Annotated in this window: 21 protein-coding genes; 6 read left to right on the top strand and 15 right to left on the bottom strand. The window is 71.3% G+C overall.

Annotation, left to right across the window (positions count from 1 at the left end):
* Positions 1-60: 60 nt before the first annotated feature.
* Positions 61-1,413: a class II 3-deoxy-7-phosphoheptulonate synthase gene (locus ACN6LB_RS12025; protein ID WP_445025800.1), complete on the bottom strand. Its 1,353-nt coding sequence runs from the start codon at positions 1,411-1,413 to the stop codon at positions 61-63.
* 101 nt (positions 1,414-1,514) lie between these two features.
* Entirely contained in the window at positions 1,515-2,417 is a 903-nt protein-coding gene (locus tag ACN6LB_RS12020) for an SRPBCC family protein (RefSeq protein WP_445025799.1), read from the bottom strand.
* A 45-nt stretch (positions 2,418-2,462) separates the two neighbouring features.
* Between ACN6LB_RS12020 and ACN6LB_RS12015 the strand changes: the two genes are divergently transcribed.
* Positions 2,463-3,065: a TetR/AcrR family transcriptional regulator gene (locus tag ACN6LB_RS12015; RefSeq protein WP_445025798.1), complete on the top strand. Its 603-nt coding sequence runs from the start codon at positions 2,463-2,465 to the stop codon at positions 3,063-3,065.
* A 79-nt stretch (positions 3,066-3,144) separates the two neighbouring features.
* Here ACN6LB_RS12015 and ACN6LB_RS12010 read toward each other — a convergent pair whose 3' ends face one another.
* Positions 3,145-5,226, bottom strand: coding sequence for a choice-of-anchor P family protein (locus ACN6LB_RS12010; RefSeq protein WP_445025797.1), 2,082 nt, complete (start codon positions 5,224-5,226; stop codon positions 3,145-3,147).
* A gap of 321 nt (positions 5,227-5,547) precedes the next feature.
* On the opposite strand from ACN6LB_RS12010, the gene ACN6LB_RS12005 reads away from it, so the two are divergent.
* Positions 5,548-5,604, top strand: coding sequence for a trp operon leader peptide (locus ACN6LB_RS12005; protein ID WP_076973970.1), 57 nt, complete (start codon positions 5,548-5,550; stop codon positions 5,602-5,604).
* A 125-nt stretch (positions 5,605-5,729) separates the two neighbouring features.
* A complete protein-coding gene (locus ACN6LB_RS12000; protein WP_445025796.1) occupies positions 5,730-7,607 on the top strand; it encodes an anthranilate synthase family protein in 1,878 nt (625 codons plus the stop codon).
* Here the strand turns inward: ACN6LB_RS12000 and ACN6LB_RS11995 are convergent.
* The 5 genes from ACN6LB_RS11995 to ACN6LB_RS11975 form a co-directional block, all read right to left on the bottom strand.
* Positions 7,559-8,554: a 2-hydroxyacid dehydrogenase gene (locus tag ACN6LB_RS11995; protein ID WP_445025795.1), complete on the bottom strand. Its 996-nt coding sequence runs from the start codon at positions 8,552-8,554 to the stop codon at positions 7,559-7,561. The two genes, ACN6LB_RS12000 and ACN6LB_RS11995, sit on opposite strands and share 49 nt — an antisense overlap.
* A gap of 85 nt (positions 8,555-8,639) precedes the next feature.
* A complete protein-coding gene (locus tag ACN6LB_RS11990; protein WP_356139882.1) occupies positions 8,640-9,668 on the bottom strand; it encodes a 6-phosphofructokinase in 1,029 nt (342 codons plus the stop codon).
* Between the two features lie 175 nt (positions 9,669-9,843).
* A complete protein-coding gene (locus ACN6LB_RS11985; RefSeq protein ID WP_445025794.1) occupies positions 9,844-10,533 on the bottom strand; it encodes a response regulator in 690 nt (229 codons plus the stop codon).
* Positions 10,530-11,765, bottom strand: a complete 1,236-nt coding sequence (gene macS, locus ACN6LB_RS11980; protein ID WP_445025793.1) for a MacS family sensor histidine kinase — start codon at positions 11,763-11,765, stop codon at positions 10,530-10,532. Before macS ends, ACN6LB_RS11985 begins: the two co-directional genes overlap by 4 nt.
* Before the next feature lie 29 nt (positions 11,766-11,794).
* The gene (locus ACN6LB_RS11975) at positions 11,795-12,568 is read right to left on the bottom strand and encodes a lysophospholipid acyltransferase family protein (protein WP_356139879.1); all 774 of its coding nucleotides are present in this window, start codon (positions 12,566-12,568) and stop codon (positions 11,795-11,797) included.
* Between the two features lie 197 nt (positions 12,569-12,765).
* Here ACN6LB_RS11975 and ACN6LB_RS11970 point away from each other — a divergent pair, with 197 nt between their 5' ends.
* Positions 12,766-13,545, top strand: coding sequence for an alpha/beta hydrolase (locus ACN6LB_RS11970; protein ID WP_445025792.1), 780 nt, complete (start codon positions 12,766-12,768; stop codon positions 13,543-13,545).
* Positions 13,538-14,164 (top strand): hypothetical protein, encoded by a 627-nt coding sequence (locus ACN6LB_RS11965; protein ID WP_445025791.1) that lies wholly within the window; start codon positions 13,538-13,540, stop codon positions 14,162-14,164. Before ACN6LB_RS11970 ends, ACN6LB_RS11965 begins: the two co-directional genes overlap by 8 nt.
* A gap of 219 nt (positions 14,165-14,383) precedes the next feature.
* Here ACN6LB_RS11965 and ACN6LB_RS11960 read toward each other — a convergent pair whose 3' ends face one another.
* From ACN6LB_RS11960 to ACN6LB_RS11935, 6 genes are all read right to left on the bottom strand, one after another.
* On the bottom strand, positions 14,384-15,151 hold the full coding sequence (locus ACN6LB_RS11960) for an endonuclease/exonuclease/phosphatase family protein (RefSeq protein ID WP_445025790.1): 768 nt from the start codon (positions 15,149-15,151) through the stop codon (positions 14,384-14,386).
* 101 nt (positions 15,152-15,252) lie between these two features.
* Positions 15,253-16,206 (bottom strand): ROK family glucokinase, encoded by a 954-nt coding sequence (locus ACN6LB_RS11955; protein WP_356139875.1) that lies wholly within the window; start codon positions 16,204-16,206, stop codon positions 15,253-15,255.
* 54 nt (positions 16,207-16,260) lie between these two features.
* The gene (locus ACN6LB_RS11950; RefSeq protein ID WP_445025789.1) at positions 16,261-16,731 is read right to left on the bottom strand and encodes a DUF5304 domain-containing protein; all 471 of its coding nucleotides are present in this window, start codon (positions 16,729-16,731) and stop codon (positions 16,261-16,263) included.
* Positions 16,732-16,788: 57 nt separating this feature from the next.
* The gene (locus ACN6LB_RS11945) at positions 16,789-17,964 is read right to left on the bottom strand and encodes an ArsA family ATPase (protein ID WP_445025788.1); all 1,176 of its coding nucleotides are present in this window, start codon (positions 17,962-17,964) and stop codon (positions 16,789-16,791) included.
* Between the two features lie 133 nt (positions 17,965-18,097).
* Complete coding sequence (locus ACN6LB_RS11940) at positions 18,098-18,538, bottom strand: SRPBCC family protein (RefSeq protein ID WP_356139872.1); 441 nt, start codon at positions 18,536-18,538, stop codon at positions 18,098-18,100.
* A gap of 123 nt (positions 18,539-18,661) precedes the next feature.
* Complete coding sequence (locus tag ACN6LB_RS11935) at positions 18,662-19,417, bottom strand: metallophosphoesterase family protein (protein ID WP_356139911.1); 756 nt, start codon at positions 19,415-19,417, stop codon at positions 18,662-18,664.
* 338 nt (positions 19,418-19,755) lie between these two features.
* On the opposite strand from ACN6LB_RS11935, the gene ACN6LB_RS11930 reads away from it, so the two are divergent.
* On the top strand, positions 19,756-21,552 hold the full coding sequence (locus ACN6LB_RS11930) for an AMP-dependent synthetase/ligase (protein ID WP_445025787.1): 1,797 nt from the start codon (positions 19,756-19,758) through the stop codon (positions 21,550-21,552).
* 122 nt (positions 21,553-21,674) lie between these two features.
* Here ACN6LB_RS11930 and ACN6LB_RS11925 read toward each other — a convergent pair whose 3' ends face one another.
* Complete coding sequence (locus ACN6LB_RS11925) at positions 21,675-22,817, bottom strand: glycosyltransferase family 4 protein (protein ID WP_445025786.1); 1,143 nt, start codon at positions 22,815-22,817, stop codon at positions 21,675-21,677.
* Positions 22,818-22,864: the final 47 nt, after the last annotated feature.

Raw genomic sequence — 22,864 nt, 5'->3', positions numbered from 1 at the left:
TCACATACGATCCGCCCCCCACTTCACGTGCCGGTAACAGGCGAACCCGTTCCTGATCTACTACTGGTCCCGGTACATCTCCGCGACCAGGAAGGCCAGGTCAAGGGACTGGCTGCGGTTCAGGCGCGGGTCGCAGGCCGTCTCGTAGCGCTGGTGCAGGTCGTCGACGAAGATCTCGTCGCCGCCGCCCACGCACTCGGTGACGTCGTCACCGGTGAGCTCGACGTGGATGCCGCCCGGGTGGGTGCCGAGGCCCTTGTGGACCTCGAAGAAGCCCTTGACCTCGTCGAGCACGTCGTCGAAGCGGCGGGTCTTGTGGCCCGAGGCCGCCTCGTAGGTGTTGCCGTGCATCGGGTCGGTGATCCAGGCGACGGTCGCACCGGAGGCGGTGACCTTCTCGACCAGCTCGGGCAGCTTGTCGCGGACCTTGTCCGCGCCCATCCGCACGATGAAGGTGAGGCGGCCCGGCTCGCGGTCCGGGTCGAGGCGCTCGATGTACTGCAGCGCGTCCTCGGCGGTCGTCGTCGGGCCCAGCTTGATCCCGATCGGGTTGCGGATCTTCGAGGCGAACTCGATGTGCGCGCCGTCCAGCTGGCGGGTGCGCTCACCGATCCACACCATGTGGCCCGAGACGTCGTACAGCTGCCCGGTGCGCGAGTCGACCCTGGTCAGCGCCGATTCGTAGTCGAGGAGCAGCGCCTCGTGGGAGGCGTAGAACTCGACGGTCCTGAACTCCTCCGGGTCGGTGCCGCAGGCCCGCATGAAGTTCAGCGCGTTGTCGATCTCGCGGGCCAGCTGCTCGTAGCGCTGGCCGGACGGCGACGACTTCACGAAGTCCTGGTTCCAGGCGTGCACCTGGCGCAGGTCGGCGTAACCGCCGGTGGTGAAGGCGCGCACCAGGTTGAGCGTGGAGGCGGAGGCGTTGTACATCCGCTTCAGGCGCTCGGGGTCCGGGATGCGGGCCTCTTCGGTGAAGGCGAAGCCGTTGACGGAGTCGCCCCGGTAGGTCGGGAGCGTCACGCCGTCGCGGGTCTCGACCGGCTTGGAGCGCGGCTTGGAGTACTGGCCGGCGATCCTTCCGACCTTCACGACCGGCACCGAGGCGGCGTACGTGAGCACGGCGCCCATCTGGAGCAGGGTCTTGAGCTTGTTGCGGATGTGGTCGGCCGACACCGCGTCGAAGGCCTCGGCGCAGTCGCCGCCCTGGAGAAGGAACGCCTCTCCCTTGGCGACGGACGCCAACCGGGCGCGCAGCTGGTCGCACTCGCCGGCGAAGACGAGCGGCGGATACGACTCGAGGTCCGCGATCACATCGCGCAGAGCCTCGGCATCGGGGTACTCGGGCTGCTGCGCCGCGGGAAGGTCTCGCCAGGTGTTGCCAGCGCTTGCGCTGGACTTAGCGTTCACGGTCACCTCCACAACATTACGGGGTCGTGTCCGGCGTCCATCCCCCTGCTCATCAAGTGAGACGGACCGCGCTCGATCGGCGGTGCTCCGCGATCTCCGCCCGCCTCCTACCGCCGTCGGCCCTCGACGCGGCCGGCCCGCTCCGCCGCGCTCGGTGCGGCCAGGGCGAGAGCGCGGTGGGTGCGGCGCAGCATGGTGCGGGCCATGAAGGGGTGCACCTGCCTGACCACTCCCCAGTAGAGCCGGGCGCGGGTGCTGTCGGCGCGCACGGCCGTGCTGAGGGTCACGTACCGCTCGTCCACGAGGATGGAGGCGCGCGCTTTGAGGCCTGCCGTGTTCACGTCGAGCAGCAGTTCGCCGTCCGTGCGGGCCAGGACGGGGAAGGCGTCGCGCAGGATGCCGGTCCACCGCTGCGGATCGGTGGGCATGCCGGGCCGCAGTTCCATCGCGTACGCGTCCTCGTACCCGGGGCGGTCGAGCGCGCCACGGATCAGCAGGGCGCCCTCGGGGGTCGCGACGGTCTTCGGGCGCGGCCAGAGGAGGCGGTGGACCAGCCGTACTTGGGGCGACCAGCGGACCGGGTGTGCGGGGGCGCCGGCCACCGCGCGTTCGACGTTGTCGAGGAGCTCCTCGATCACGGTGTCGTGCGCCGGGCGGACGACGAGCAGCCAGCCGAGCAGGGCGGTGCCCCGAAGGTCGTGCTCCAGGACGTGCCGCACCCGGCAGCGCCGCTCACCCAGCGGCTCCACGGTCAGCTCGTGGGAGCCGTGGCCCGGCGGACCGAAGGCGAAGCGGATGCGGTGGCCCGGTTCGTACGCCGTGACGGCGTAGCGCACCCGGCCGTGGCCGCCCTTCGCGCCCACGCCGAGCGGGCGGTCGAAGCGCATCGGGGGCCAGGCGGGGACCGGGAAGACCGGGTCGTCCTCGGCGGAGACCCGGTCGAGCAGGGCGCCGACGGTTTCCGCCGGGGCCTCGACGACTCGTTCGTGGACGTTGCGTATCGCGCTCATCGAACACCTCCATACGCTGGCGTATGGTTCACCGTACGGTACCGTATGGTCATGGCGCAACGAGGGCCCCGAGGGCAACAGACGGCAGGGAAGCCCCGGTTGAGTGCCGAGGACTGGGCGGACGCCGCGCTCACCGCGATCAGCGAGGGCGGACTCGCCGCGGTCGCCGTGGAACCGCTGGCCGTCCGGCTCGGTGCCACCAAGGGCAGCTTCTACTGGCACTTCGCGAACCGGGACGCACTCATCGAGGCGGCGCTCGAACGCTGGGCGCAGACCGAGACCGAGGCCACCATCACCGAGTTGGAGACCGAGCCCGATCCGGAGCGGCGGCTGCGCCGGCTGTTCTCCAAGGCCATGGCGGCGGCCGCCCAGGACCCGCTGGAGGTCTCGCTGCTGGCCACCGCTGACGACCCGCGGGTGCGGTCGGCGCTCGAACGGGTCACGCTGCGCCGGATCTCCTATGTGGCCCGGCTCTTCGGCGAGTTGGGCTTCCCGGAGGCGGAGGCACGACACCGCGGCCTGCTCGCCTACAGCACCTATCTCGGGCACACGCAGCTCGCGCACGCCGTGCCGTCGGCCCTGCCTTCGAGTGATGCGCTCCGGCACTACCTGGAGACGGTGCTGCATCCCCTGTTGCGGCGCGACTGAAGCGAGCCCTCACCAAAGCCCGCCCGCACACACACCGGGCCCCTCCACCCGGAGGCGGAGGGGCCCGGCGACGGTGCTGTCAGCCGCAGTTGTGCGCGGCCGTCGTACTCGACGCGACGACCACGTCCACACCGGGAGCAGTCAGGTGAGCCGCGTTGACCGTGAGGCCGCCGTCCACCTTGACCTGCTCATTCACCACAAGCTTGGTGCCTACGACGCCAAGGTCGACGGTGGTGTCGGGCGCGCCGTCGAGCTTCACCTCCACGCCCGCCACGGTCAGCTTCAGGTCGGTGCTGCCGGTGACCGCCGTGCAGCTGCTGGTGGAGACGGCCTTGATGCCGGACAGGCCCAGTACGGGCAGCCCCGGCAGACCGATGCTCGCTTCCTCCAGCGAGGCCGTGGAAGTGGCGCTGCTCGGGCCGACCTTGCTCTCCACCTTGGCGCACAGCGTCCTGGCGTTGATGACCAGGACGCTGATGTTCGACGTGCACGGCGGCGCCGTGGCCCCCGCTCCGGCGGTGCGGACGGTGCCGGTGTCCGGGGTCGGCTGGATCCCGATCGGCAGGCCGAGCAGCGAGACGGCCGCCGAGAGGCCGTACGCCCGCCCGGTGACGTACTGCAGCTTGACGGTCGCCGCGACCGCCGAGGCCTTGTACGCGTCGTCGCCGGCGAAGGCCGCCTTGACCGGCACGGTCGCGTCGGCGTTCAGCGGCTGGTCCACGGAGGCGATCGTGCAGTTCGCGGCGCCCTGCGCGTCCGTCGTGCCCTCGCAGGTCTGTGCGGCGCCGAGGGTGAAGCTCACCTTCCGCTCGGCCACGGGCTCACCGGTGTCGGTGGTGAGGGTCGCGGAGAGCTTGGCCGGGGAGCCGTTGGAGACGGTGCCGGGGCCGGTCCAGGCGAGCTTGGTGTCCTTGGGCTGCGGGGGCTGGGGTGTGCCTCCGGCACCCACGTCCAGCTGGTTGCGGTCGATGCCGATCGTGACACCGCCGTGGGTCTCCCTCTGGTCGCCCGCGTACTGGTGGATGCGCTGGTGATCGGCCCACAGGTTCGCCGGGATCGCCGGGTCGTCGGTGGTGGCCTGGTCGTTCCAGCGCGCGAAGTCGATCACGTCGGGCAGCGTGACGGCACCCGCGTTGGCGACCAGGTCGGTGACGAGGGACGAGACGCTGCCGTACGCGCCGGAGCGGTAGCCCAGCTCGTGCAGGCGCTTGGTGTAGGCGTCGAGGTAGGTGAGAACCCGAGCGGTGACAGCTCCCCCGCGGTTGTACTGCTCCAGGTTGTTGTAGAGCACCGAACCCTGGCCGAGCCCCAGGGCGCCGGCCTGCGCCGCCGCGTCGTCGGCGGCCGCGATGCCCTGCGGCGCCGGGTCGGTGATGACCTGGCAGTCGCCCGTGCAACTGCCCGAGCCGGCCTCGGCCTGCGGCCCGACGTAGATCGGGAAGAAGCGCCAGCCCTTGGTGTACTGCGTCTGCACCCACTGGGCGCTGAGGTTCGCCTGGGAACAGCCGCGGTTGACGCCACCGATGTAGATGCCGATGGCGCCGTAGGGCGAGTCGGCCTTCCACGCGTCCATCGTCGCCTGGCTCGGGGCGGTGCAGGCGTCGAACCCCTTGCCCTGGAAGGAGGTCGCGTCCGCCGGGACGGCCAGGGCGGAGGGCGCCTGGGACGGCTGCTCGGCCTTCGCCGCGGCGACGGGCAGTCCGGCGCTGCGCAGGATCCGCCGGATCTCCGTACGGTCGCTGCCGTAAGCGGCGGTCACGGCGATCCGGTCCGCGGTGGCCCGGTAGGTGCGGGCGGTGCGGTTCTCGGTGACGCGCTCGGCGCCGGCGGTCGCCTCGGCGGGCTGCACGAGCAGGGCCTCGGTCCGGCCCGTCACGTCCGCGGGGCAGTGCTGCCGGACGGAGGGGGTGCCGAGGTAGACGGCGTGCCGGTCGAGGCGGACGCAGGCCTCCGGGTGCTTGTCGAGGTCCACGACCTGCCAGGAGGCGGGGACGGTGAACTCGTGGCCTCTGTAGGTGACTTCGGTGGTGGAGCCCGTGGTGGGGCCGGAGCTCTGGTCCGATGCCTGCGCGGTGCCGAGCGATCCGGTGCCGAGCGCCGTGACGGCGGCCAGCACGGTGAGCACGCGTGCGGCGCGCCGGTTCGCTCTCGGGCGATTCATCGATGAACGTTGTACGGAAATGACTCTCTCCTCGGTCGAGTGCGGTCTGCTGCAAACCGGGGGTGTCGGACCGCCCCGCGGGTGGCGGAGGCGGTCCGTGTGAAGAGTGGGTTTTACGACATGAGCATGTCAACCAATACCTGTTCATCGCTGAACATTTCAGCCTTCGCACCCCTCTCGAAACCGCTGTGAGGGTGGTGTGCGCCGCCGGTGAAGGGCCCGGTCGGCAGACGTGCCGGGACCCGGCCGCGCGGCCCGGCCGCCGAGGTCGGTGACAGAAGACGCCGCTCACGCTTGTCCGGATCGGGTAGGGTGCCTCGCATGTTCGCGCACTCGATCCAGAACTGGTGGTGGACCGCTCATCCGGCGGCCCACTGACTGCGCGTACGCAAGACTTCGCGAAGGCCGCCCCAGGGGCGGCCTTCGGTGTTTCCGGACCCGGGCCGCCCCTCTCCCAGAACTCTCCGAGCACGCTCCGAGACCCGAGAGAAGGAACAGGACCGATGAACCTGCTCGACCTGCTCGACGATCCCCGCCCGTTCGCCCTGCTGCGCCGCCGCACCCCCGGCCACGGGCATGACGTGGTGGAGCTGCTGATCGGCCCGGTGACCGCCTACGAGCGGCTGGCCGAGATCCCCGAGGGGCTCGCCCTCGTCCCGTTCCGCCAGATCAGGGAGCGCGGCTTCGACGTCCGCGACGACGGCACGCCGCTCGCGGTGCTGAGCCCCGAGGAGACCTACGAACTCCCCCTCGACGACGTGCTGTCGCAGCTGCCCGCGCACGACGTCGGCGTGCGGGCCGGCGGCTTCGACGTCGACGACGAGGAGTACGCGGAGATCGTCGGGCGTGTTCTGCACGAGGAGATCGGCCGGGGCGAGGGCGCCAACTTCGTGATCCGGCGGACGTACGAGGGCGAGATCCCGGGGTTCGGGAGGGCCGACGCCCTCGCGCTGTTCCGGCGGCTGCTGGAGGGTGAGCGGGGCGCGTACTGGACGTTCGTCGTGCACACCGGGGAGCGGACGCTGGTCGGGGCGAGCCCCGAGGTGCACGTGCGGATGTCCGGCGGGACCGTCGTGATGAACCCGATCAGCGGCACGTACCGCTACCCCGCCGAGGGGCCGACACCCGAGGACCTCCTGACCTTCCTCGCCGACGGCAAGGAGATCGAGGAGCTCTCGATGGTCGTCGACGAGGAACTCAAGATGATGTGCACGGTCGGCGACCGGGGCGGGGTGGTGATCGGGCCGCGGCTGAAGGAGATGGCCCATCTCGCGCACACCGAGTACGAGTTGCGGGGCAAGTCCACGCTGGACGTGCGCGAGGTGCTGAAGGAGACCATGTTCGCGGCCACCGTGACCGGGTCGCCGGTGCAGAACGCCTGCCGGGTCATCGAGCGCCACGAGGTCGGCGGGCGCGGTTACTACGCGGGTGCGCTGGCCCTGATCGGGCGGGACGCGGGCGGGGCGCAGACCCTCGACTCCCCCATCCTCATCAGGACCGCCGACATCGACGCGGACGGCCGGCTGCGGGTGCCGGTGGGCGCCACGCTCGTACGGGGGTCCGACCCGGCCGGCGAGGTCGCCGAGACGCATGCGAAGGCGGCCGGCGTGCTGGCCGCGCTGGGCGTCCGTCCCGGGCGGCCGCGCGCGAAGGACGTACGGCCGAAGCTGGCGGACGACCCGCGGGTGCGGGCGGCGCTCGACGGGCGGCGGGCCTCGCTCGCGCCGTTCTGGCTGCGGATGCAGGAGCAGGCCGCGGAGCTCACCGGGCACGCGCTCGTGGTGGACGCCGAGGACACGTTCACGGCGATGCTGGCGCATGTGCTGCGCTCCTCGGGCCTGGAGGTGACCGTACGGCGCTACGACGAGCCGGGGCTGCGGGAGGCGGTCCTCGCGCACGAGGGCCCGCTGGTGCTCGGCCCCGGTCCGGGCGATCCCTCGGACGCGGCCGACCCGAAGATGCGGTTCCTGCGCGCCCTGACCGCCGAGGTGATCCGCGACCACCGGCACGGCGTGCTCGGCGTCTGCCTCGGGCACGAGCTGATCGCAGCCGAACTGGGGTTGGAGATCGTCCGTAAGGAGGTCCCCTACCAGGGGGCGCAGGTCGAGATCGACCTCTTCGGCAGGACCGAGACCGTCGGCTTCTACAACAGCTTCGTGGCCCGCTGCGACGACGAGACGGGGGTCGAGCTGGCGGCCCACGGCATCGAGGTCAGCCGCAGCGCGAGCGGCGAGGTGCACGCGCTGCGCGCTCCCGGGTTCGCCGGGGTGCAGTTCCACCCGGAGTCGGTGCTGACGCTGCGCGGCACCGGTGTCGTACGGGAGCTGATCGGTCAGCTGCGCGGGACGAGCACGTTCTCCGAGCGGCGGCCCGCCTTGTAGTCGAGGACGTTCTGCACCGTGGCGTCGATGATCTGGCCGACGGCGTCCACGGTGTAGTACGCCTGGTGGGAGGTGACCAGGACGTTCGGGAAGGTGACGAGGCGGGCCAGGGTGTCGTCCTCGACGGCCTCCAGGGACTTGTCGAGGAAGAACAGGCCCGCCTCCGCCTCGTACACGTCGAGGCCGACGCCCGTGAAGCGGCCCTCGCGCAGTTCGGCGACGAGGGCCGCGCTGTCGATCAGACCGCCGCGGCTGGAGTTCACCAGGATCGCGTCGTCCTTCATGGTGCGCAGCGCCGCCGCGTCGATGAGGCGTTGCGTCTGCGGCATCAGCGGTACGTGCAGGGTGATCAGGTCGGACTCGGCGAGGAGTTGGTCCTTGGGGACGTACTTCATGCCGAGTTCGACGCAGGCCGGATTCTCGGCGATGTCCCAGCCGAGCAGGTTCATACCGAAGCCGTGGGCGATCCGGGTGAACGCCTCGCCGATCTTGCCGGTGCCGAGGACGCCTGCGGTGCGGCCGCGCATGTCCCGGCCCAGCAGTCCGTCGAGCCGGAAGTCGAAGTCGCGGGTGCGGTTGGAGGCGCGCACGATACGGCGGTTGACCGCCATGGCGAGGGTCCAGGCGAACTCGGCGACCGAGTACGGCGAGTAGTACGAGACCCGGGCGACCGTCATCCCGAGGCGCTCGGCGACCTTGAGGTCGATGTTGTTGAAGCCGGTGGAGCGCTGGGCGATCAGCTGCGTGCCGCCGGCCGCGAGGGTCTGGAGCACCCGGTGCCCGAGATCGGCGTTGACGCTGGTGGAGATGATCTCGTAGCCCGCCGCGATCGGAGCCGTGTCCTCGTTGAGGAAGACCCCTACGCAGCGGACCTCGTGGTGCCCCTCGAAGGCCTTCTCGATCAGGGGGCGCTCGTCGGCCTGGACACCGAAGGCAAGGATCTCCAAGACGTCTTCTCCCGTTCTGCAGGGTTATGGGCCGAATACCGCTCGGGTACGGCGAATATACGGCCCATAACCCCGGGATGCCGGGTCAGCCGAAGAAGACCCCGACCTCCTCGTACAGCTTCGGGTCCACCGTCTTCAGCTTGGCCGTGGCCTCCGCGATCGGGACGCGGACGATGTCGGTGCCGCGCAGGGCGACCATCTTGCCGAAGTCGCCGTCCCGGACGGCCTCGATGGCGTGCAGGCCGAAGCGGGTGGCGAGCCAGCGGTCGAAGGCACTGGGGGTGCCACCGCGCTGCACGTGGCCGAGAACCGTGGTCCGGGCCTCCTTGCCGGTGCGCTTCTCGATCTCCTTGGCGAGCCACTCGCCGACGCCCGAGAGGCGTACGTGCCCGAAGGAGTCGAGAGACTGGTCCTTGAGGACCATGTCGCCGTCCTTGGGCATGGCGCCCTCGGCGACCACGACGATCGGCGCGTACGACGCCTTGAAGCGCGAGGTCACCCAGGCGCAGACCTGGTCGACGTCGAAGCGCTGCTCGGGGATGAGGATGACGTTGGCGCCGCCCGCGAGCCCGGAGTGGATGGCGATCCAGCCCGCGTGCCGGCCCATGACCTCGCAGACGAGGACGCGCATGTGCGACTCGGCGGTGGTGTGCAGCCGGTCGATCGCCTCGGTGGCGATGCCGACGGCGGTGTCGAAGCCGAAGGTGTAGTCGGTGGCGGACAGGTCGTTGTCGATGGTCTTCGGTACGCCGACGGCCTTGATGCCGTACTCGTCGGCCAGCCTCGCGGCCACGCCGAGGGTGTCCTCGCCGCCGATCACGACGAGCGCGTCGACCTCCTGCTTGGCGAGGTTCTCCTTGATCCGGCGGATGCCGTTCTCCTGCTTGAGGGGGTTGGTCCGCGAGGAGCCGAGGATGGTGCCGCCCCGCGGCAGGATGCCGCGCACCGCGGGGATGTCGAGCGGGACGGTGTCGCCCTCCAGTGGACCTCGCCAGCCGTCCCGGTAGCCGACGAAGTCATAGCCGTACTCCTGCACGCCCTTGCGGACGATGCCCCGGATGACGGCGTTGAGCCCGGGGCAGTCGCCGCCTCCGGTCAGTACTCCGACCCGCATGGAAATGTCCCTTCGCCGCAGCGGCCTGCTGCACGCAGATACCTGACGCGGCTCACGCTAATAGTGATCCAGGTCACTTCGGCATGCCCAGGAAGGTCAATTCCAGTGTTTTGTACGGGTGTTGATCACTCGCCTTCACTCGAAGGTGGGTGCCGCGCGGTTTACGCGCGCCGGTTCACTCGTCGTCGAGGCCGCGTTCTATCGCGTATCGCACCAGCTCCACGCGGTTGTGGAGCTGCAGTTTGCCCAGGGTGTTCTGGACGTGGTTCTGCACCGTGCGGTGGGAGATGACCAGGCGCTCGGCGATCTGCTTGTAGCTGAGGCCCTTGGCGACCAGCCGCAGCACCTCGGTCTCGCGGTCGGTGAGCTGCGGGGCCTTCGGTTCGTCGGCGCTGCCGGTGGGCGCGGGCTCGGAGGCGAGCCTGCGGTACTCGCCGAGGACCAGGCCCGCGAGGCCGGGCGTGAACACCGGGTCGCCGACCGCCGTGCGGCGCACTGCGTCGATCAGCTCCTCCGTGGACGCCGACTTCAGCAGATAGCCGGTGGCACCGGACTTCACCGCCTCCAGTACGTCGGCGTGCTCGCCGCTGGCGGACAGCACGAGGACGCGCAGGGCCGGGTTGGCGGCGACGAGCTCCTTGCAGACCTGGACACCGGGCTTGGCGGGCAGGTTCAGGTCCAGGACGAGGACGTCGGGCGCGACGGCCTGGGCCCGGCGCACCGCCTGCTCGCCGTCGCCGGCCGTGGCCACCACGTCGAGGCCTGACTCGGCCAGGTCCCGGGCGACCGCGTCGCGCCACATGGGGTGGTCGTCGACCACCATGACCTTGATCGGGCCTTGCCGCTCGTCCGTACTGTCCGTCATCGCTGTTCTGCCTTCCCCCGTGAGTCCTTCGGACCCTTCGGGTCCTTCGGTACCTTCAACTCGACTTCCGTGCCCTGTCCCGGGACCGAGATCAGCTCGGCCGTGCCGCCGATGTCGCGCAGCCGCCCGCGGATCGACAGCGCCACCCCGAGCCGGCCCTCGCCCTCGGCCTGGTCGAGCCGCCCCTCCGGGATGCCGGGGCCGTCGTCGCGCACCGTCACGATCACCGCGTCCGGCTCGTCCTCGACCAGGATCCAGGCGCGGGCGTCGTCCCCCGCGTGCCGGTGGACGTTGTCCAGGGCGGCGCCGACGGCGGCGGCCAGCTCCCTGGCGGCGGCCGGCGCGAGCGGCACCGGGGCGCCGGGCTCGGAGAGGGTCACGCGCGCAGCCGCGTAGCGGGCGAGGAGCGAGCGCAGATCGACGGGGCCCTCGTCCTCGTCCGGCTCGTCGACCGCTCGGACCACCGCGCCGAGCGCCGCGTCCTCGGACACCCGGGAGACGGGCACCATGCCGCCGGAGACCAGCGTGCGCAGCGCCACCTCCTGCTCGCCCGCCATCCGGCCCAGCTCCGCGGCCTCGCCGCCGAGCGCGGTGCCGCGCCGCTGCACCATGGCGAGGACCTGGAGGACACCGTCGTGGATGTCGCGGGCCAGCCGCTCCCGCTCACGGGTCGCGGCCTCGATCTCCAGGGCGCGGGCGAGGGTGCGCTCGGAGGCGCGGGCGACCTCGACGACGTAGCCGATGGCGATCGAGGCGACCCAGACGAGGATCACGTTGTGGACGGTGTCGCGGGTCGGGGCGCCGCGCTCGATGATGTTGACGGCCGCGACGAGCGTGGAGGCGAAGGCCGCCCAGCGCCAACCGCCCTTGATGGCGAAGGCCAGGACGGAACCGGCGGTCCATATCGACGGCAGGGTGGGGCCACCGCCGTCGATGCGGTACGAGGCGTCGGCGACCCGGGTGAGCAGGATGCCGACGAGCGCGATGGTGAGGTCGGCGGTGAGGAACCGCTTGGTGCAGCTGGCCGCGTTCGCGACCCTGGGGAGGGTGGCCAGGGTCCACACGCACAGCACGGCGAAGTACGCGATGGCCACCCAGGGGCGGGCGAACCTGTCGTACGCGGTGGCGAAGAGTCCCACCGCGTACAGCATGGTCAGCACGCGGTACGCGGTCAGCGCACGCCACAGGGGCAGCTCGACCGACATCCGCATGACCTGTACGCGCTTCGCCATGTGCTCTCCCCCCACCTCGACGAACGCGTCTAGGAGCCGGAGCGTTCCTGCTCCGGCTCCGGCTGTGCTCCCTGCTGCGCTTCCTGCTGTGCTTCTTTCTGGGCTTCCTTCTGTGCCTGCTTCTCCGCCTTCGCCGCTTCGGAGATCTGCCGCTTGGCGGCCGTCGCGTAGATGTCGACGTACTCCTGGCCGGAGAGCTTCATGATCTCGTACATGACCTCGTCGGTCACCGCGCGCAGGACGAACCGGTCGTGCTCCATGCCGTTGTAGCGGCTGAAGTCGAGCGGCTTGCCGATGCGGATACCCGGGCGCATCAGCTTGGGCATCACCTTGCCGGGCGGCTGGATCTTCTCCGTGTCGATCATGGCGACCGGGATGACGGGCGCGCCGGTGGCGAGCGCCACGCGCGCGAGGCCGCCGGGCTTGCCGCGGTAGAGACGGCCGTCGGGCGAGCGCGTGCCCTCGGGGTAGATGCCGAACAGCTCGCCGCGCTCGATGACATCGATGCCGCTCTTGATGGCCGCCTCGCCCGCGCCGCGCGCGCCGGAGCGGTCCACCGGGAGCTGGCCGACGCCCTTGAAGAAGGCGGCGGTCATCCGGCCCTTGAGCCCGGGCGTCGTGAAGTACTCCGCCTTCGCGATGAAGGTCACCTTGCGGTCGAGGACCGCGGGCAGGAAGAAGGAGTCCGAGAACGAGAGGTGGTTGCTGGCCAGAATGGCGGGGCCCTCGGCGGGAATGTTCTCGAGGCCTTCCACCCAGGGCCTGAAGGCGAGCTTCAGCGGCCCCCCGATGGAAAACTTCATTGCGCCGTAGATCAACCCACTGCCTTCCTGTATCTGTGGATCAGACCTTAACCCGGAGCGCTGTCAAAGGCCCCGACGCCCCTGGCCGGTGTCAGCGACGACCCTGGTCGGTGTCAGTGCGGTCGCGTACGGTGAAGTACCTGCAATCGACCTGACGATTCGACCTGCCGATTCGACCTGATGAACAGGAGACCGAGGTGCCGGTCCTTCCTGGAGCCGAGCCGTTCCGCCACGAGGGCGGAGAGGTCGGCGTCCTCCTCTGCCACGGCTTCACCGGTTCCCCGCAGTCCATGCGCCCCTGGGCGGAGTACCTCGCCGAGCGCGGCCTCACCGTCGCGCTGCCCCTGCTGCCCGGGCACGGCACCCGCTGGGAGGACATGCAGCTCACCGGCTGGCAGGACTGGTACGCGGAGGTGGACCGCGAGCTGCGCGCCCTGCGTGAGCGGTGCGCCCAGGTCTTCGTCTTCGGCCTCTCCATGGGCGGCGCGCTGGCGCTGCGGCTGGCCGCCAGGCACGGTGACGAGGTGAGCGGCGTCGTGGTCGTCAATCCGGGGAACAAGGTGCACGGCCTCGCCGCGTACGCCCTTCCGGTGGCCCGCCACTTCGTCCGTACGGCGCCGGGGATCGCCAGCGACATCGCGAAGGAGGGCGGCCTGGAGATCGGGTACGACAAGGTGCCGCTGCACGCGGCCCACTCGCTGCGCCGCTTCTTCCAGGTGGTCGACCGCGAGCTGCCGCAGGTCACGCAGCCGATGCTGCTGCTGCGCAGCCCGCAGGACCATGTCGTGCCGCCCGCCGACTCCGCGCGCGTCCTGAGCCGGGTGTCCTCGACGGACGTCACGGAGATCCTGCTGGAACAGAGCTACCACGTCGCGACGTTGGACCACGATGCGGACCGGATCTTCGAGGAGAGCTACGCGTTCATCGGCCGGCTCGCGCCCAGTGTCGGCAAGGAAGGGACGGCCACCGGTGGCTGAGCACGAGGCGGAGCGCGGCGAGCCCGATGAGAAGGGCGTGCCCGTCGGCGAGCCTCTCGGCGACGAGCAGAGCGTGCCGTTCGACGAGGACGCCGCCTGGCAGGCGATCGTCGAGGGGTACGGCGAGGAGCCGAAGGACCCGCCCGGCGCGAAGCCGTTCAAGTCGGTCGAGGACCTTGCGCTCCTGGAGCCCGAGACGAACGACAGCGGCGACGCCGAGGACACCGCCGGACCGCTGAAGGACAAGGGCGGCGACAAGCCCGCCGCGGCCCAGCCCCTCGGCAGCTCCGTAGCGTTCGCGCCCGGCGTCGGCGGCCCACGCGACTACCAGTCGCCGGAGCCCTCCGAGGAGGACTTCGACGACGAGGACGAGGGCCACTTCGTCCCGCCGGAGCCGCCTCCGCTGCCCGCCGCAGACGCCACCGCCAAGTTCGCCTGGCTCGCCGTGATCGGCGGTCCGCTCCTGCTGCTCCTGGCGGTCCTGCTCAGCTGGGACATGACCTGGTGGCTGGCCACCGTGGGCATCGGCGGCTTCCTGGGCGGCTTCGCGACCCTGGTGATGCGCATGAAGGGCGACGACGAGGGCGAGGACGACCCCGGACGCGGCGCGGTGGTCTGAGCACCGCCCAGGACGCCGGGCCACAGAGAGCGGCTGGCCGGGACAAGTCGGGGATCAGGCCGCCGGCACTCTCAGCGCGGCCAGCACCGGCAGGTGGTCCGTGGCCGCCTTCAGGGCAGTACCTCTCAACGCCGCCCTCGCACTGCTCGGCCCCGGAGTGCCTCACAGGCTTCGAACGGCTGCGCCGGACTCCGTCCGGCCTGCCGGACAGGTCGGGGCTCAGGTCGCCGGCACTCTCAGCGCGGCCAGCACCGGCAGATGGTCCGTGGCCGCCGTCAGGTCTTCCTCCGTCACCCCCGGCAGCCCGTGCGGGACGCCGCAGCCCAGGATCTCGACGCCCTCGGTGGCGAGGATCGCGTCGATGCGCTGGTAGGGGTTACCGGGCGTCCAGGTGTGCTCGCCGCCCCAGGGCGCGGCCGGCCGGCAGTCCGTCAGGGCTGTAGCGAGGCGCTTGAAGGTGCGGCCGTCGGGTCGTTCGTTGAGGTCGCCGCCCGCGACGGCGTACGGCGTGCCGAGGCCGGCCAGCCGGTCCAGGAGCATGCCGCCCTGCTCGTACCGCTCGTCCTTGCGCAGCGAGAGATGGCAGCTCAGTACGCCGAGCCGGGCGCCGCCGAAGCGTACGACGGCGGTGGCGAAGCCGCGCCGGTGCTCGCCGAGGGTGAGGGGCAGCAGGACGTCCTCGGTGCGCTCCACCGTCGCCCGCAGCGAGCACAGCAACGCCGGTCCGGCGGCGGTGGCGCCGCCCGACAGGATGACCTGCCCGGACGCGGCCGCGAGCCGGGCCAGTTTCTTGCGCCAGCGGAAGAAGCGCGGGGCCTCCTGGACGAGGACGAGGTCGGGCTCGCAGGCGGTGATCACCCGGGCGAGCGCGTCGGTGTCGTCGCGCATCGAGCGGATGTTGTAGCTGAGCACCCTGATCACGGCCGAACCGTCGGGCTCGGTGCGGGAGTTGGGCAGCGGACTGGCGGCAGCTGGGCTGGTCGGCATGACGATCAACATACGCGTGCCGGGGCCCCGCGTCCGCACACGACGGCGCCCGCCGCACCCCTTGCGAGGAGCGACGGGCGCCGTCGTCGAGTGAGCGTGCGTCACATGATCGGGTCGGGCTCCCGGGCCAGGTCCGCCGCACCGACAAGGCCCGCCTTGTTGCCCAGCTGGGCGGCGATGACGTCGGCCACCGGGCGCCAGTTGCCGCCCACCAGCCAGCGCTTGTACGACTTGCGGATCGGGTCCAGGACCAGCTCGCCCTCGTCCGAGAGGCCGCCGCCGACGATGAAGGCGGACGGGTCGAAGAGCGAGGCCAGGTCGGCGAGGCCCGCGCCGGCCCAGCGGGCCAGCTCGCGGTAGGAGTCCACCGCGACCGGGTCGCCCTGCCGCGCGGCCATCGAGATGTGCTTGCCCTCGATGCCGTCGGGGGAGCCGTCGCCGAGGCCGAGCAGGACCTCCGCGTTCTCGGGGGTGGCGTTGGCGCGCTGCTTCGCGTAGCGCACGAGGGCGCGGCCGGAGGCGTACTGCTCCCAGCAGCCCTGCGAGCCGCAGCCGCACAGCAGCCCGTCCGGCACCATGCGGATGTGGCCGAACTCGGCGGCGACGCCGAAGTGCCCGCGGCGCAGCTTGTTGCCGATGATGATGCCGCCGCCGAGGCCCGTGCCCAGGGTGATGCAGATGACGTTGCGGTGGCCCTTGCCGGCACCGAACTTGTACTCACCCCATGCGGCCGCGTTGGCGTCGTTCTCGACGACGACCGGCAGGCCGACGCGCGCCTCGACCTCGGTCTTCAGCGGCTCCTGCCGCCAGTCGATGTTCGGCGCGAAGTAGACCGTCGAGCGCTGGCGGTTCACATATCCTGCGGCACCGATGCCCACGCCGACGATGTCGTGGCCGGCACGCGCTCCCTCGACGGCCGAGGCAATGGCGTCCACGATGGCCTGCGGCGTGCTGGGAGTCGGCACCTTGTGGGTCGAGAGGATGTTGCCTTCCTCGTCGACCACACCGGCCGCGATCTTCGTGCCGCCGATATCGACGCCGATGGTGAGTCCCATGAATCCCTCAGTTTCGGTCGAGCCCCGCTACGGCCAACCGTACCCGAGGGGGCTCTAGTCCAAGTCGATCCGTTCCCCCGGGCCGGGGTCCTCGTCACCGGGTCCGGTGTCCCGGGTCGTCCAGCGCCGCTCCTGGGCCTCGACCGCCGAGCGGTAGGCGGCGAGCAGCTCGGATCCGGCGGTCGCGAGGTGGTCGAAGACGTCGGGGTTGCGTTCGATGACGGGTTCGACGGCGGCCTTGGCCTGCTGCACGACCTGGTTGACGACCTGCTGCGCCGCTCCCCCGGCCACCGAGCCGAACAGCGGCGACTGCAGTCCGGACAGCTTGTCGGCGACGGCGTCGACGAGCTTGCGCAGCTCCTCGGCGGCCGATCCCGGCGGCGGCCCGTACTGGGTGCGGCGGCGGGCCTTCTCCGCCGCGAGGTCCTCGGCACACGCCTTCGCCCAGGCGTCGGCGTCGCCCGCCCTCACCTCGTCGTCGGCCGCCTCCTGAGCGGCGTCATACGGGGGGCGCTCTTCGCTCATGGCGGACTCCTGCCTACGGTGCTTGCTTCCGACGTTACCCGAACGGGGGTACGCGATTCACCGTGTCCGCGGCCACAGCTGCGGATCGGGCGCGAACCGGATCCGCAGCTCGCCCTCGCGCAGGGCCGCGCCGTCCACGGTGCAGCGGCGCAGGGCGGAGGGGAGCGGCACGATACGGCGGAACCGGCCCGCGGTGACGAGGAGTTCGTCGCCGCGCCGGATCAGGTCCAGTTCCTCGCGTATCGCGCCGGGCAGCGGGATGTGCCAGACCAGGACGCCGTCGTCGGCGAGGCGGTCGGCGACGGGCCATTCGACGCGGGCCGGTGCCGTGCCGACCCCGGGCACGTCGAGGACGGCGAGGTCGTCGGCGCCGCGCGGGTCGCGCCCCAGATGGGCGGTCTCGTGCAGGTCGTGCGTCTGTCCCCACTCCTCCAGCGCCTTGCGCTGCTGGGCGGCGAGGGCGGCCAGCCAGGTGTCCTCGGTGGCGGCGGGCAGGACCCGGTTGGCGACCAGGACGTCGACGCGCAGCCCGCGCAGCGCGAAGCCGGTGGTGGCCTCGCGTACCGCGTCGGTGCCTGCCGGGCCGGGCTCGGCGACCAGCCGTACGGTCGTGGTCCGGTCCTGGACGACGGCCTCCACTGCGGCCAGTTCGACGTCCCAGCGCGCGGCCGTCTCGTACAGCCACTCCGCGGGCATCGGGACGCCCGCGAGCCGGCCGAGCACGGGGCGCAGGGCGCGGGCCGCCTGGCGCTCCGGCGGGAGCAGGCGGCGCAGGTAGCGGCGGAGTTCCTCGGGCAGGGCGAGCAGGGCGAGGGACTCCGGGGCGGGGGGAAGGTCCACGACCACGAGGTCGTACGTCCCGGCCGGCGCCGTCGCCGCGTCGCGCAGGGCGCGCAGCAGGGCGAGTTCCTCGGCGCCGGGGAGCGGGGTGAGTTCCTCGGCGTCCAGACGGGAGGCACCGAGCAGGTCCAGGGCGGTGGTCGCGCGCTCCTGGAAGGCGGTGAGGTCGGCGCGGAACCGGTCGGCCGCGTCGGGGCGCCAGGCGGTGAGCAGGGGCACCGCCTCGATCGGGGCCGCGCCCGTGGGTACGCCGAGGGCGGCGCCCAGGGTGTCCGTGCGGTCGGCGCTGAGCACCAGGGTGCGGGTGCCCTGGCGGGCGGCGTTCAGCGCGGTGGCCGCGGCGACGGTGGTACGGCCGGAGCCGCCGGGGCCTGTGATCAGGAGGGTGCGCATGGGATTGAACGGTACCCGTGGGTGGGGGGAGGTTTTTTCGCCCCCTCCGCCCCTACCCTTCCCGCTGTCCTGGGGGCCGCGCCGCCTTTCCTCCTGCATCGCGCTTCGCGCTCGTCCTCAAACGCCGGACGGGCTAAGAACCCGACTCGACCCGCTTCTTCAGGCCCGCCAGCGCCCGGTCGATGATGACCTTCTCCGCCTTGCGCTTGATCATGCCGAGCATGGGGATCTTGACGTCGACTGTGAGGCGGTAGGTGACCTCGGTGGCTCCGGCGCCCGCGGGCTTGAGGGTGTACGAGCCGTCCAGGGAGCGGAGCATCTGGGACTTGACGAGGGTCCAGGAGACCTCGTTCTCGCCGGTCCAGGTGTAGCCGAGGGTCTGGTCGTCCTTGATGGCCCCCGCGTCCATGACGAGGCGCACCTGCTCGGCGCGGCCCCGCTCGTCCGTGGCGAGCACCTCGGCCTCCTTCACCTCTCCCGTCCAGTCCGGGTAGCGGGCGAAGTCGGCGATCACCGCCATGACGTCAGTCGGTGCCGCCTCGATCGTGATGCTCGAACTGGTGTGTTCCGCCATCGCGGTGGCTCCTCCAGATGCGGTCCGGTGAGGGAGGGTGGTGCGCACGTGTGTGCAGCGTGAAGGCTACCGCGCACAGCGACAGGCGCTGTCACCCCACCTCGGGTTCGCCTCCGCCGCCGCTCACCACTCCAGCACCCAGGGCCTGCCGGAACCCGCGAAGTGCCCCACATTCACGCATTCCGTCGCCCCGACCCGCATCCGTCGCGCCAGCGGCTGGTGGACGTGGCCGAAGAGCGCGTACCGGGGACGGGTGCGGCGGATCGCGTCCAGCAGGGCGCGGCTGCCGCGCTCGAAGCGCCGCGCCACCGTGTCGTAGACCAGCTCCGGCACCTCCGGCGGAATGTGCGTGCAGAGCACGTCGACCTCGCCGATCGCCTCGATCTTCGCCGCGTACTCCTCGTCACTGATCTCGTACGGGGTGCGCATCGGGGTGCGCAGGCCCCCGCCGACGAAGCCGAAGGTGCGGCCGCCGATCTCGACCCGCTCGCCGTCCAGCACGGTCGTGCCGGGTCCGGCGTACTCCGGCCACAGCATCGGCATGTCGACATTGCCGTACGTGGCGTACGTCGGTGTCGGGAACGCGGCGAACATCTCGGCGTACTGCTTGCGCACCGCCTTCTCGATGGCGGCGGCGCGGTCGCCCCCGATGCCGGACCACAGCCGGGCCCCGAACTCCCGGGCCTCCTCGTAGCGGCGGGCGGTGCGCAGTTCGACGATCCGGTCGGCGTTCTCGGCGCCGAACAGGTCGGGGAAAATGCCGCGCGAGTGGTCGGCGTAGTCGAGGAAGAGGACCAGGTCACCCAGGCAGATCAGGGCGTCCGCACCCTCGCCGGCTCGGGCCAGGTCACGCACGTTTCCGTGCACGTCACTGACCACATGGATGCGTGTCCTCGGATTTCCGGCCGGTGTGGGTGCCATGACGATCAAGCGTAGGCGTGTGGGGCAAACGTGAACAGTGGCGTTCGGACCTGCGGTTACTGGCTAGTCAGGAAAGGGCTGGACTACTCTGCGCTAAGGAACACCCCCACGTGTGACGCAGGGAACATCTCGCCGGGACCCCCTATCGGAACCGGCGTACCGGTGGGTAACGTCCGGGCAGTCCAGTCGTACTCAGGAATTCAACAATGATTCTTCTGGGTACCTGCCCGAGCCTTGGACCGCACCGTCGCATCACACAGAGTCGTGGCGCCGGCGCCCTATGAGGAGCAGCAGTCTTGCGCGAGTTCAGCCTTCCGGCTTTGTACGAGGTCCCTGCGGACGGAAACCTGACCGACATCGTCCGCAGAAATGCCGCGCAGCATCCTGACGCAGCGGTCATGGCCCGCAAGGTGAGCGGTGTGTGGCAGGACGTGACGGCCACGGTGTTCCTCGCCGAGGTGCACGCGGCGGCCAAGGGGCTCATCGCCTCCGGCATCCAGCCCGGCGACCGGGTCGGCCTGATGTCCCGTACGCGCTACGAGTGGACGCTGCTCGACTTCGCGATCTGGAGCGCGGGCGCGATCACCGTGCCGGTGTACGAGACCAGCTCGCCCGAGCAGGTGGAGTGGATCCTCAGCGACTCGGGCGCGACCGCCTGCATCGTCGAGCTGGACACCCACACCGCCACCGTCGAGTCGGTGCGCGACCGGCTGCCCGCCCTCAAGCACGTCTGGCAGATCGACGGCGGCGGCGTCGAGGAGCTGGGCCGCGCGGGCAAGGGCGTCAGCGACGAGACGGTCGAGGAGCGCAGCTCGATCGCCAAGGCGGACGACCCGGCGACCATCGTGTACACGAGCGGCACCACCGGCCGCCCCAAGGGCTGTGTGCTCACCCACCGCAGCTTCTTCGCCGAGTGCGGCAACGTCGTCGAGCGCCTGCGCCCGCTCTTCCGCACGGGCGAGTGCTCCGTCCTGCTCTTCCTCCCCCTCGCACACGTCTTCGGGCGGCTCGTGCAGATCGCGCCGATGATGGCGCCGATCAAGCTGGGCACCGTCCCGGACATCAAGAACCTCACGGACGAGCTGGCCTCGTTCCGGCCGACGCTGATCCTCGGTGTGCCGCGCGTCTTCGAGAAGGTCTACAACTCGGCGCGCGCCAAGGCGCAGGCGGACGGCAAGGGCAAGATCTTCGACAAGGCCGCGGACACGGCGATCGCCTACAGCAAGGCGCTGGACGCCCCCTCGGGTCCGTCGCTCGGCCTGAAGATCAAGCACAAGACGTTCGACAAGCTCGTCTACAGCAAGCTGCGCGCGGTGCTCGGCGGCAAGGGCGAGTACGCGATCTCCGGCGGCGCGCCGCTCGGCGAGCGCCTCGGCCACTTCTTCCGCGGCATCGGCTTCACGGTCCTGGAGGGCTACGGCCTGACCGAGTCCTGTGCGGCGACCGCGTTCAACCCCTGGGACCGCACGAAGATCGGCACGGTCGGCCAGCCGCTGCCCGGCTCGGTCGTGCGGATCGCCGACGACGGCGAGGTGCTGCTGCACGGCGAGCACCTGTTCCAGGGCTACTGGAACAACGAGGCGGCGACCGCCGAGGCGCTGGCCGACGGCTGGTTCCACACCGGTGACATCGGCACCCTCGACGAGGACGGCTACCTGCGCATCACCGGCCGCAAGAAGGAGATCATCGTCACCGCGGGCGGCAAGAACGTCGCCCCGGCCGTGATCGAGGACCGCATCCGCGCGCACGCGCTGGTCGCGGAGTGCATGGTGGTGGGCGACGGTCGGCCGTTCGTGGGCGCGCTGGTCACCATCGACGAGGAGTTCCTGGGCCGTTGGGCCGCGGAGCACGGCAAACCGGCCGACTCCACCGCGGTGTCGCTGCGCGACGACGCCGATCTCCTCGCCACGATCCAGTCCGCCATCGACGACGGCAACGCGGCGGTGTCGAAGGCCGAGTCGGTGCGCAAGTTCCGTGTCCTCGGCGCCCAGTTCAGCGAGGAGTCGGGGCACCTCACGCCGTCGCTGAAGCTCAAGCGCAACGTGGTCGCGAAGGACTACGCGGACGAGATCGAGGCGCTCTACCAGAAGTAGGCGGGCTGTTGGTGCTGTTGGATCAGGGCGCGGGGCCTCGGTGAGCGAGGACCCGCGCCCTGCTCTCTCCCCCTGCATCGCGCTGACGCGCTCGTCCTCAAACGCCGGACGGGCTGAAATGCCTACAGCAGCGTCTTCAGGCTCTCCGCCAGCAGGTCCCAGCGCCACTTCTCCTCGACCCACTCGCGCCCCCGCTCGCCCATCCGGCGGCGCAGTTCGGGGTCGCCCAGCAACGTGACGATGCGGTCGGCGGCCTCCTCCGGGGAGCCGCCGCGCACGACCCAGCCGGTCTCGCCGTCGAGCACCGCGTCGGGCGCGCCGCCCGAGTCGCCGGCGACCACGGGCAGTCCGGTGGCGGACGCCTCCAGGTACACGATCCCGAGCCCCTCGACGTCGAGCCCGCCCCGGCGGGTACGGCACGGCATGGCGAAGACGTCCCCCGCGCCGTAGTGGGCGGGCAGCTCGCTCCAGGGCACAGCGCCGGTGAAGCGCACCGCGCCCGCCACCCCGGTCTCCCGGGCGAGCCTGCGCAACTCCTTCTCGTACGGGCCGCCGCCGACGATCAGCAGGACCGCTTCCGGCTCCCTGGCGAGGATGCGCGGCATGGCGAGGATCAGCGTGTCCTGCCCCTTGCGCGGGACCAGCCGTGAGACGCAGACGACGACGGGCCGGTCGGTGAGCCCGAGCCGCGCCCGGATCTCGTCACCCCCCGATCCGGGGTGGAAGGTCTTCTCGTCGACGCCGGGCGGCAGTTGGACCATCCGGGAGGCGGCCCCCGGCGTCAGCGCGGAGGAGATGCGCGAGCGCGTGTACTCGCCGAGATAGGTGATCGTGTCCGTGGACTCGCCGATCCTGCGCAGCAGCCCGCGCGCCGCCGGGAGCTGCGCCCAGCCGGCCTCGTGGCCGTGCGTGGTGGCGACGAGCCGCTCGGCGCCCGCCCGGCGCAGCGCGGGCGCCATCAGCCCGAGCGGGGCGGCCGCTCCGAACCACACCGACGTGCAGCCGTGTTCGCGCAGCAGATCGGCGGCCCGCCGGGTCGCCGCAGGCGTCGGCAGCAGCATGGTCGTGCGGTCCCGTACGACAGGGAAGGGCTGCTCGGCGTCGAAGGCTGCCGTCGCCTCGGCGCCCTCACGGCCCCGCTTCCACGTGGAGGCGTAGACGACGAGCCGCTCGGGGTCCAGGCGCAGCGCCATGTTGTACAGGAACGCCTGGATGCCGCCCGGCCGGGGCGGGAAGTCGTTGGTCACGATCAGGGTCTTGTGCATCGCGCCCGACCCTACCGAACCCGTCCCCGGACGCACTCACAGCTCCG

The sequence above is a fragment of the Streptomyces sp. SAS_270 genome (assembly GCF_052543295.1).
This window is presented reverse-complemented; position numbering and strand designations above follow the sequence as displayed.

Excerpts from the sequence above, each read along its gene's own strand:
- ACN6LB_RS11940 (WP_356139872.1), bottom strand. The coding sequence starts at position 18,538 with ATGGCGGAACACACCAGTTCGAGCATCACGATCGAGGCGGCACCGACT.
- ACN6LB_RS11960 (WP_445025790.1), bottom strand. The coding sequence starts at position 15,151 with ATGCCGACCAGCCCAGCTGCCGCCAGTCCGCTGCCCAACTCCCGCACC.
- ACN6LB_RS11975 (WP_356139879.1), bottom strand. The coding sequence starts at position 12,568 with ATGAAGTTTTCCATCGGGGGGCCGCTGAAGCTCGCCTTCAGGCCCTGG.
- ACN6LB_RS12010 (WP_445025797.1), bottom strand. The coding sequence starts at position 5,226 with ATGAATCGCCCGAGAGCGAACCGGCGCGCCGCACGCGTGCTCACCGTG.
- macS (WP_445025793.1), bottom strand. The coding sequence starts at position 11,765 with ATGGCGAAGCGCGTACAGGTCATGCGGATGTCGGTCGAGCTGCCCCTG.
- ACN6LB_RS11945 (WP_445025788.1), bottom strand. The coding sequence starts at position 17,964 with ATGCGCACCCTCCTGATCACAGGCCCCGGCGGCTCCGGCCGTACCACC.
- ACN6LB_RS11955 (WP_356139875.1), bottom strand. The coding sequence starts at position 16,206 with ATGGGACTCACCATCGGCGTCGATATCGGCGGCACGAAGATCGCGGCC.
- ACN6LB_RS11950 (WP_445025789.1), bottom strand. The coding sequence starts at position 16,731 with ATGAGCGAAGAGCGCCCCCCGTATGACGCCGCTCAGGAGGCGGCCGAC.
- ACN6LB_RS11925 (WP_445025786.1), bottom strand. The coding sequence starts at position 22,817 with ATGCACAAGACCCTGATCGTGACCAACGACTTCCCGCCCCGGCCGGGC.
- ACN6LB_RS11985 (WP_445025794.1), bottom strand. The coding sequence starts at position 10,533 with ATGACGGACAGTACGGACGAGCGGCAAGGCCCGATCAAGGTCATGGTG.
- ACN6LB_RS11990 (WP_356139882.1), bottom strand. The coding sequence starts at position 9,668 with ATGCGGGTCGGAGTACTGACCGGAGGCGGCGACTGCCCCGGGCTCAAC.
- ACN6LB_RS12000 (WP_445025796.1), top strand. The coding sequence starts at position 5,730 with ATGAACCTGCTCGACCTGCTCGACGATCCCCGCCCGTTCGCCCTGCTG.
- ACN6LB_RS12020 (WP_445025799.1), bottom strand. The coding sequence starts at position 2,417 with ATGAGCGCGATACGCAACGTCCACGAACGAGTCGTCGAGGCCCCGGCG.
- ACN6LB_RS12015 (WP_445025798.1), top strand. The coding sequence starts at position 2,463 with ATGGTCATGGCGCAACGAGGGCCCCGAGGGCAACAGACGGCAGGGAAG.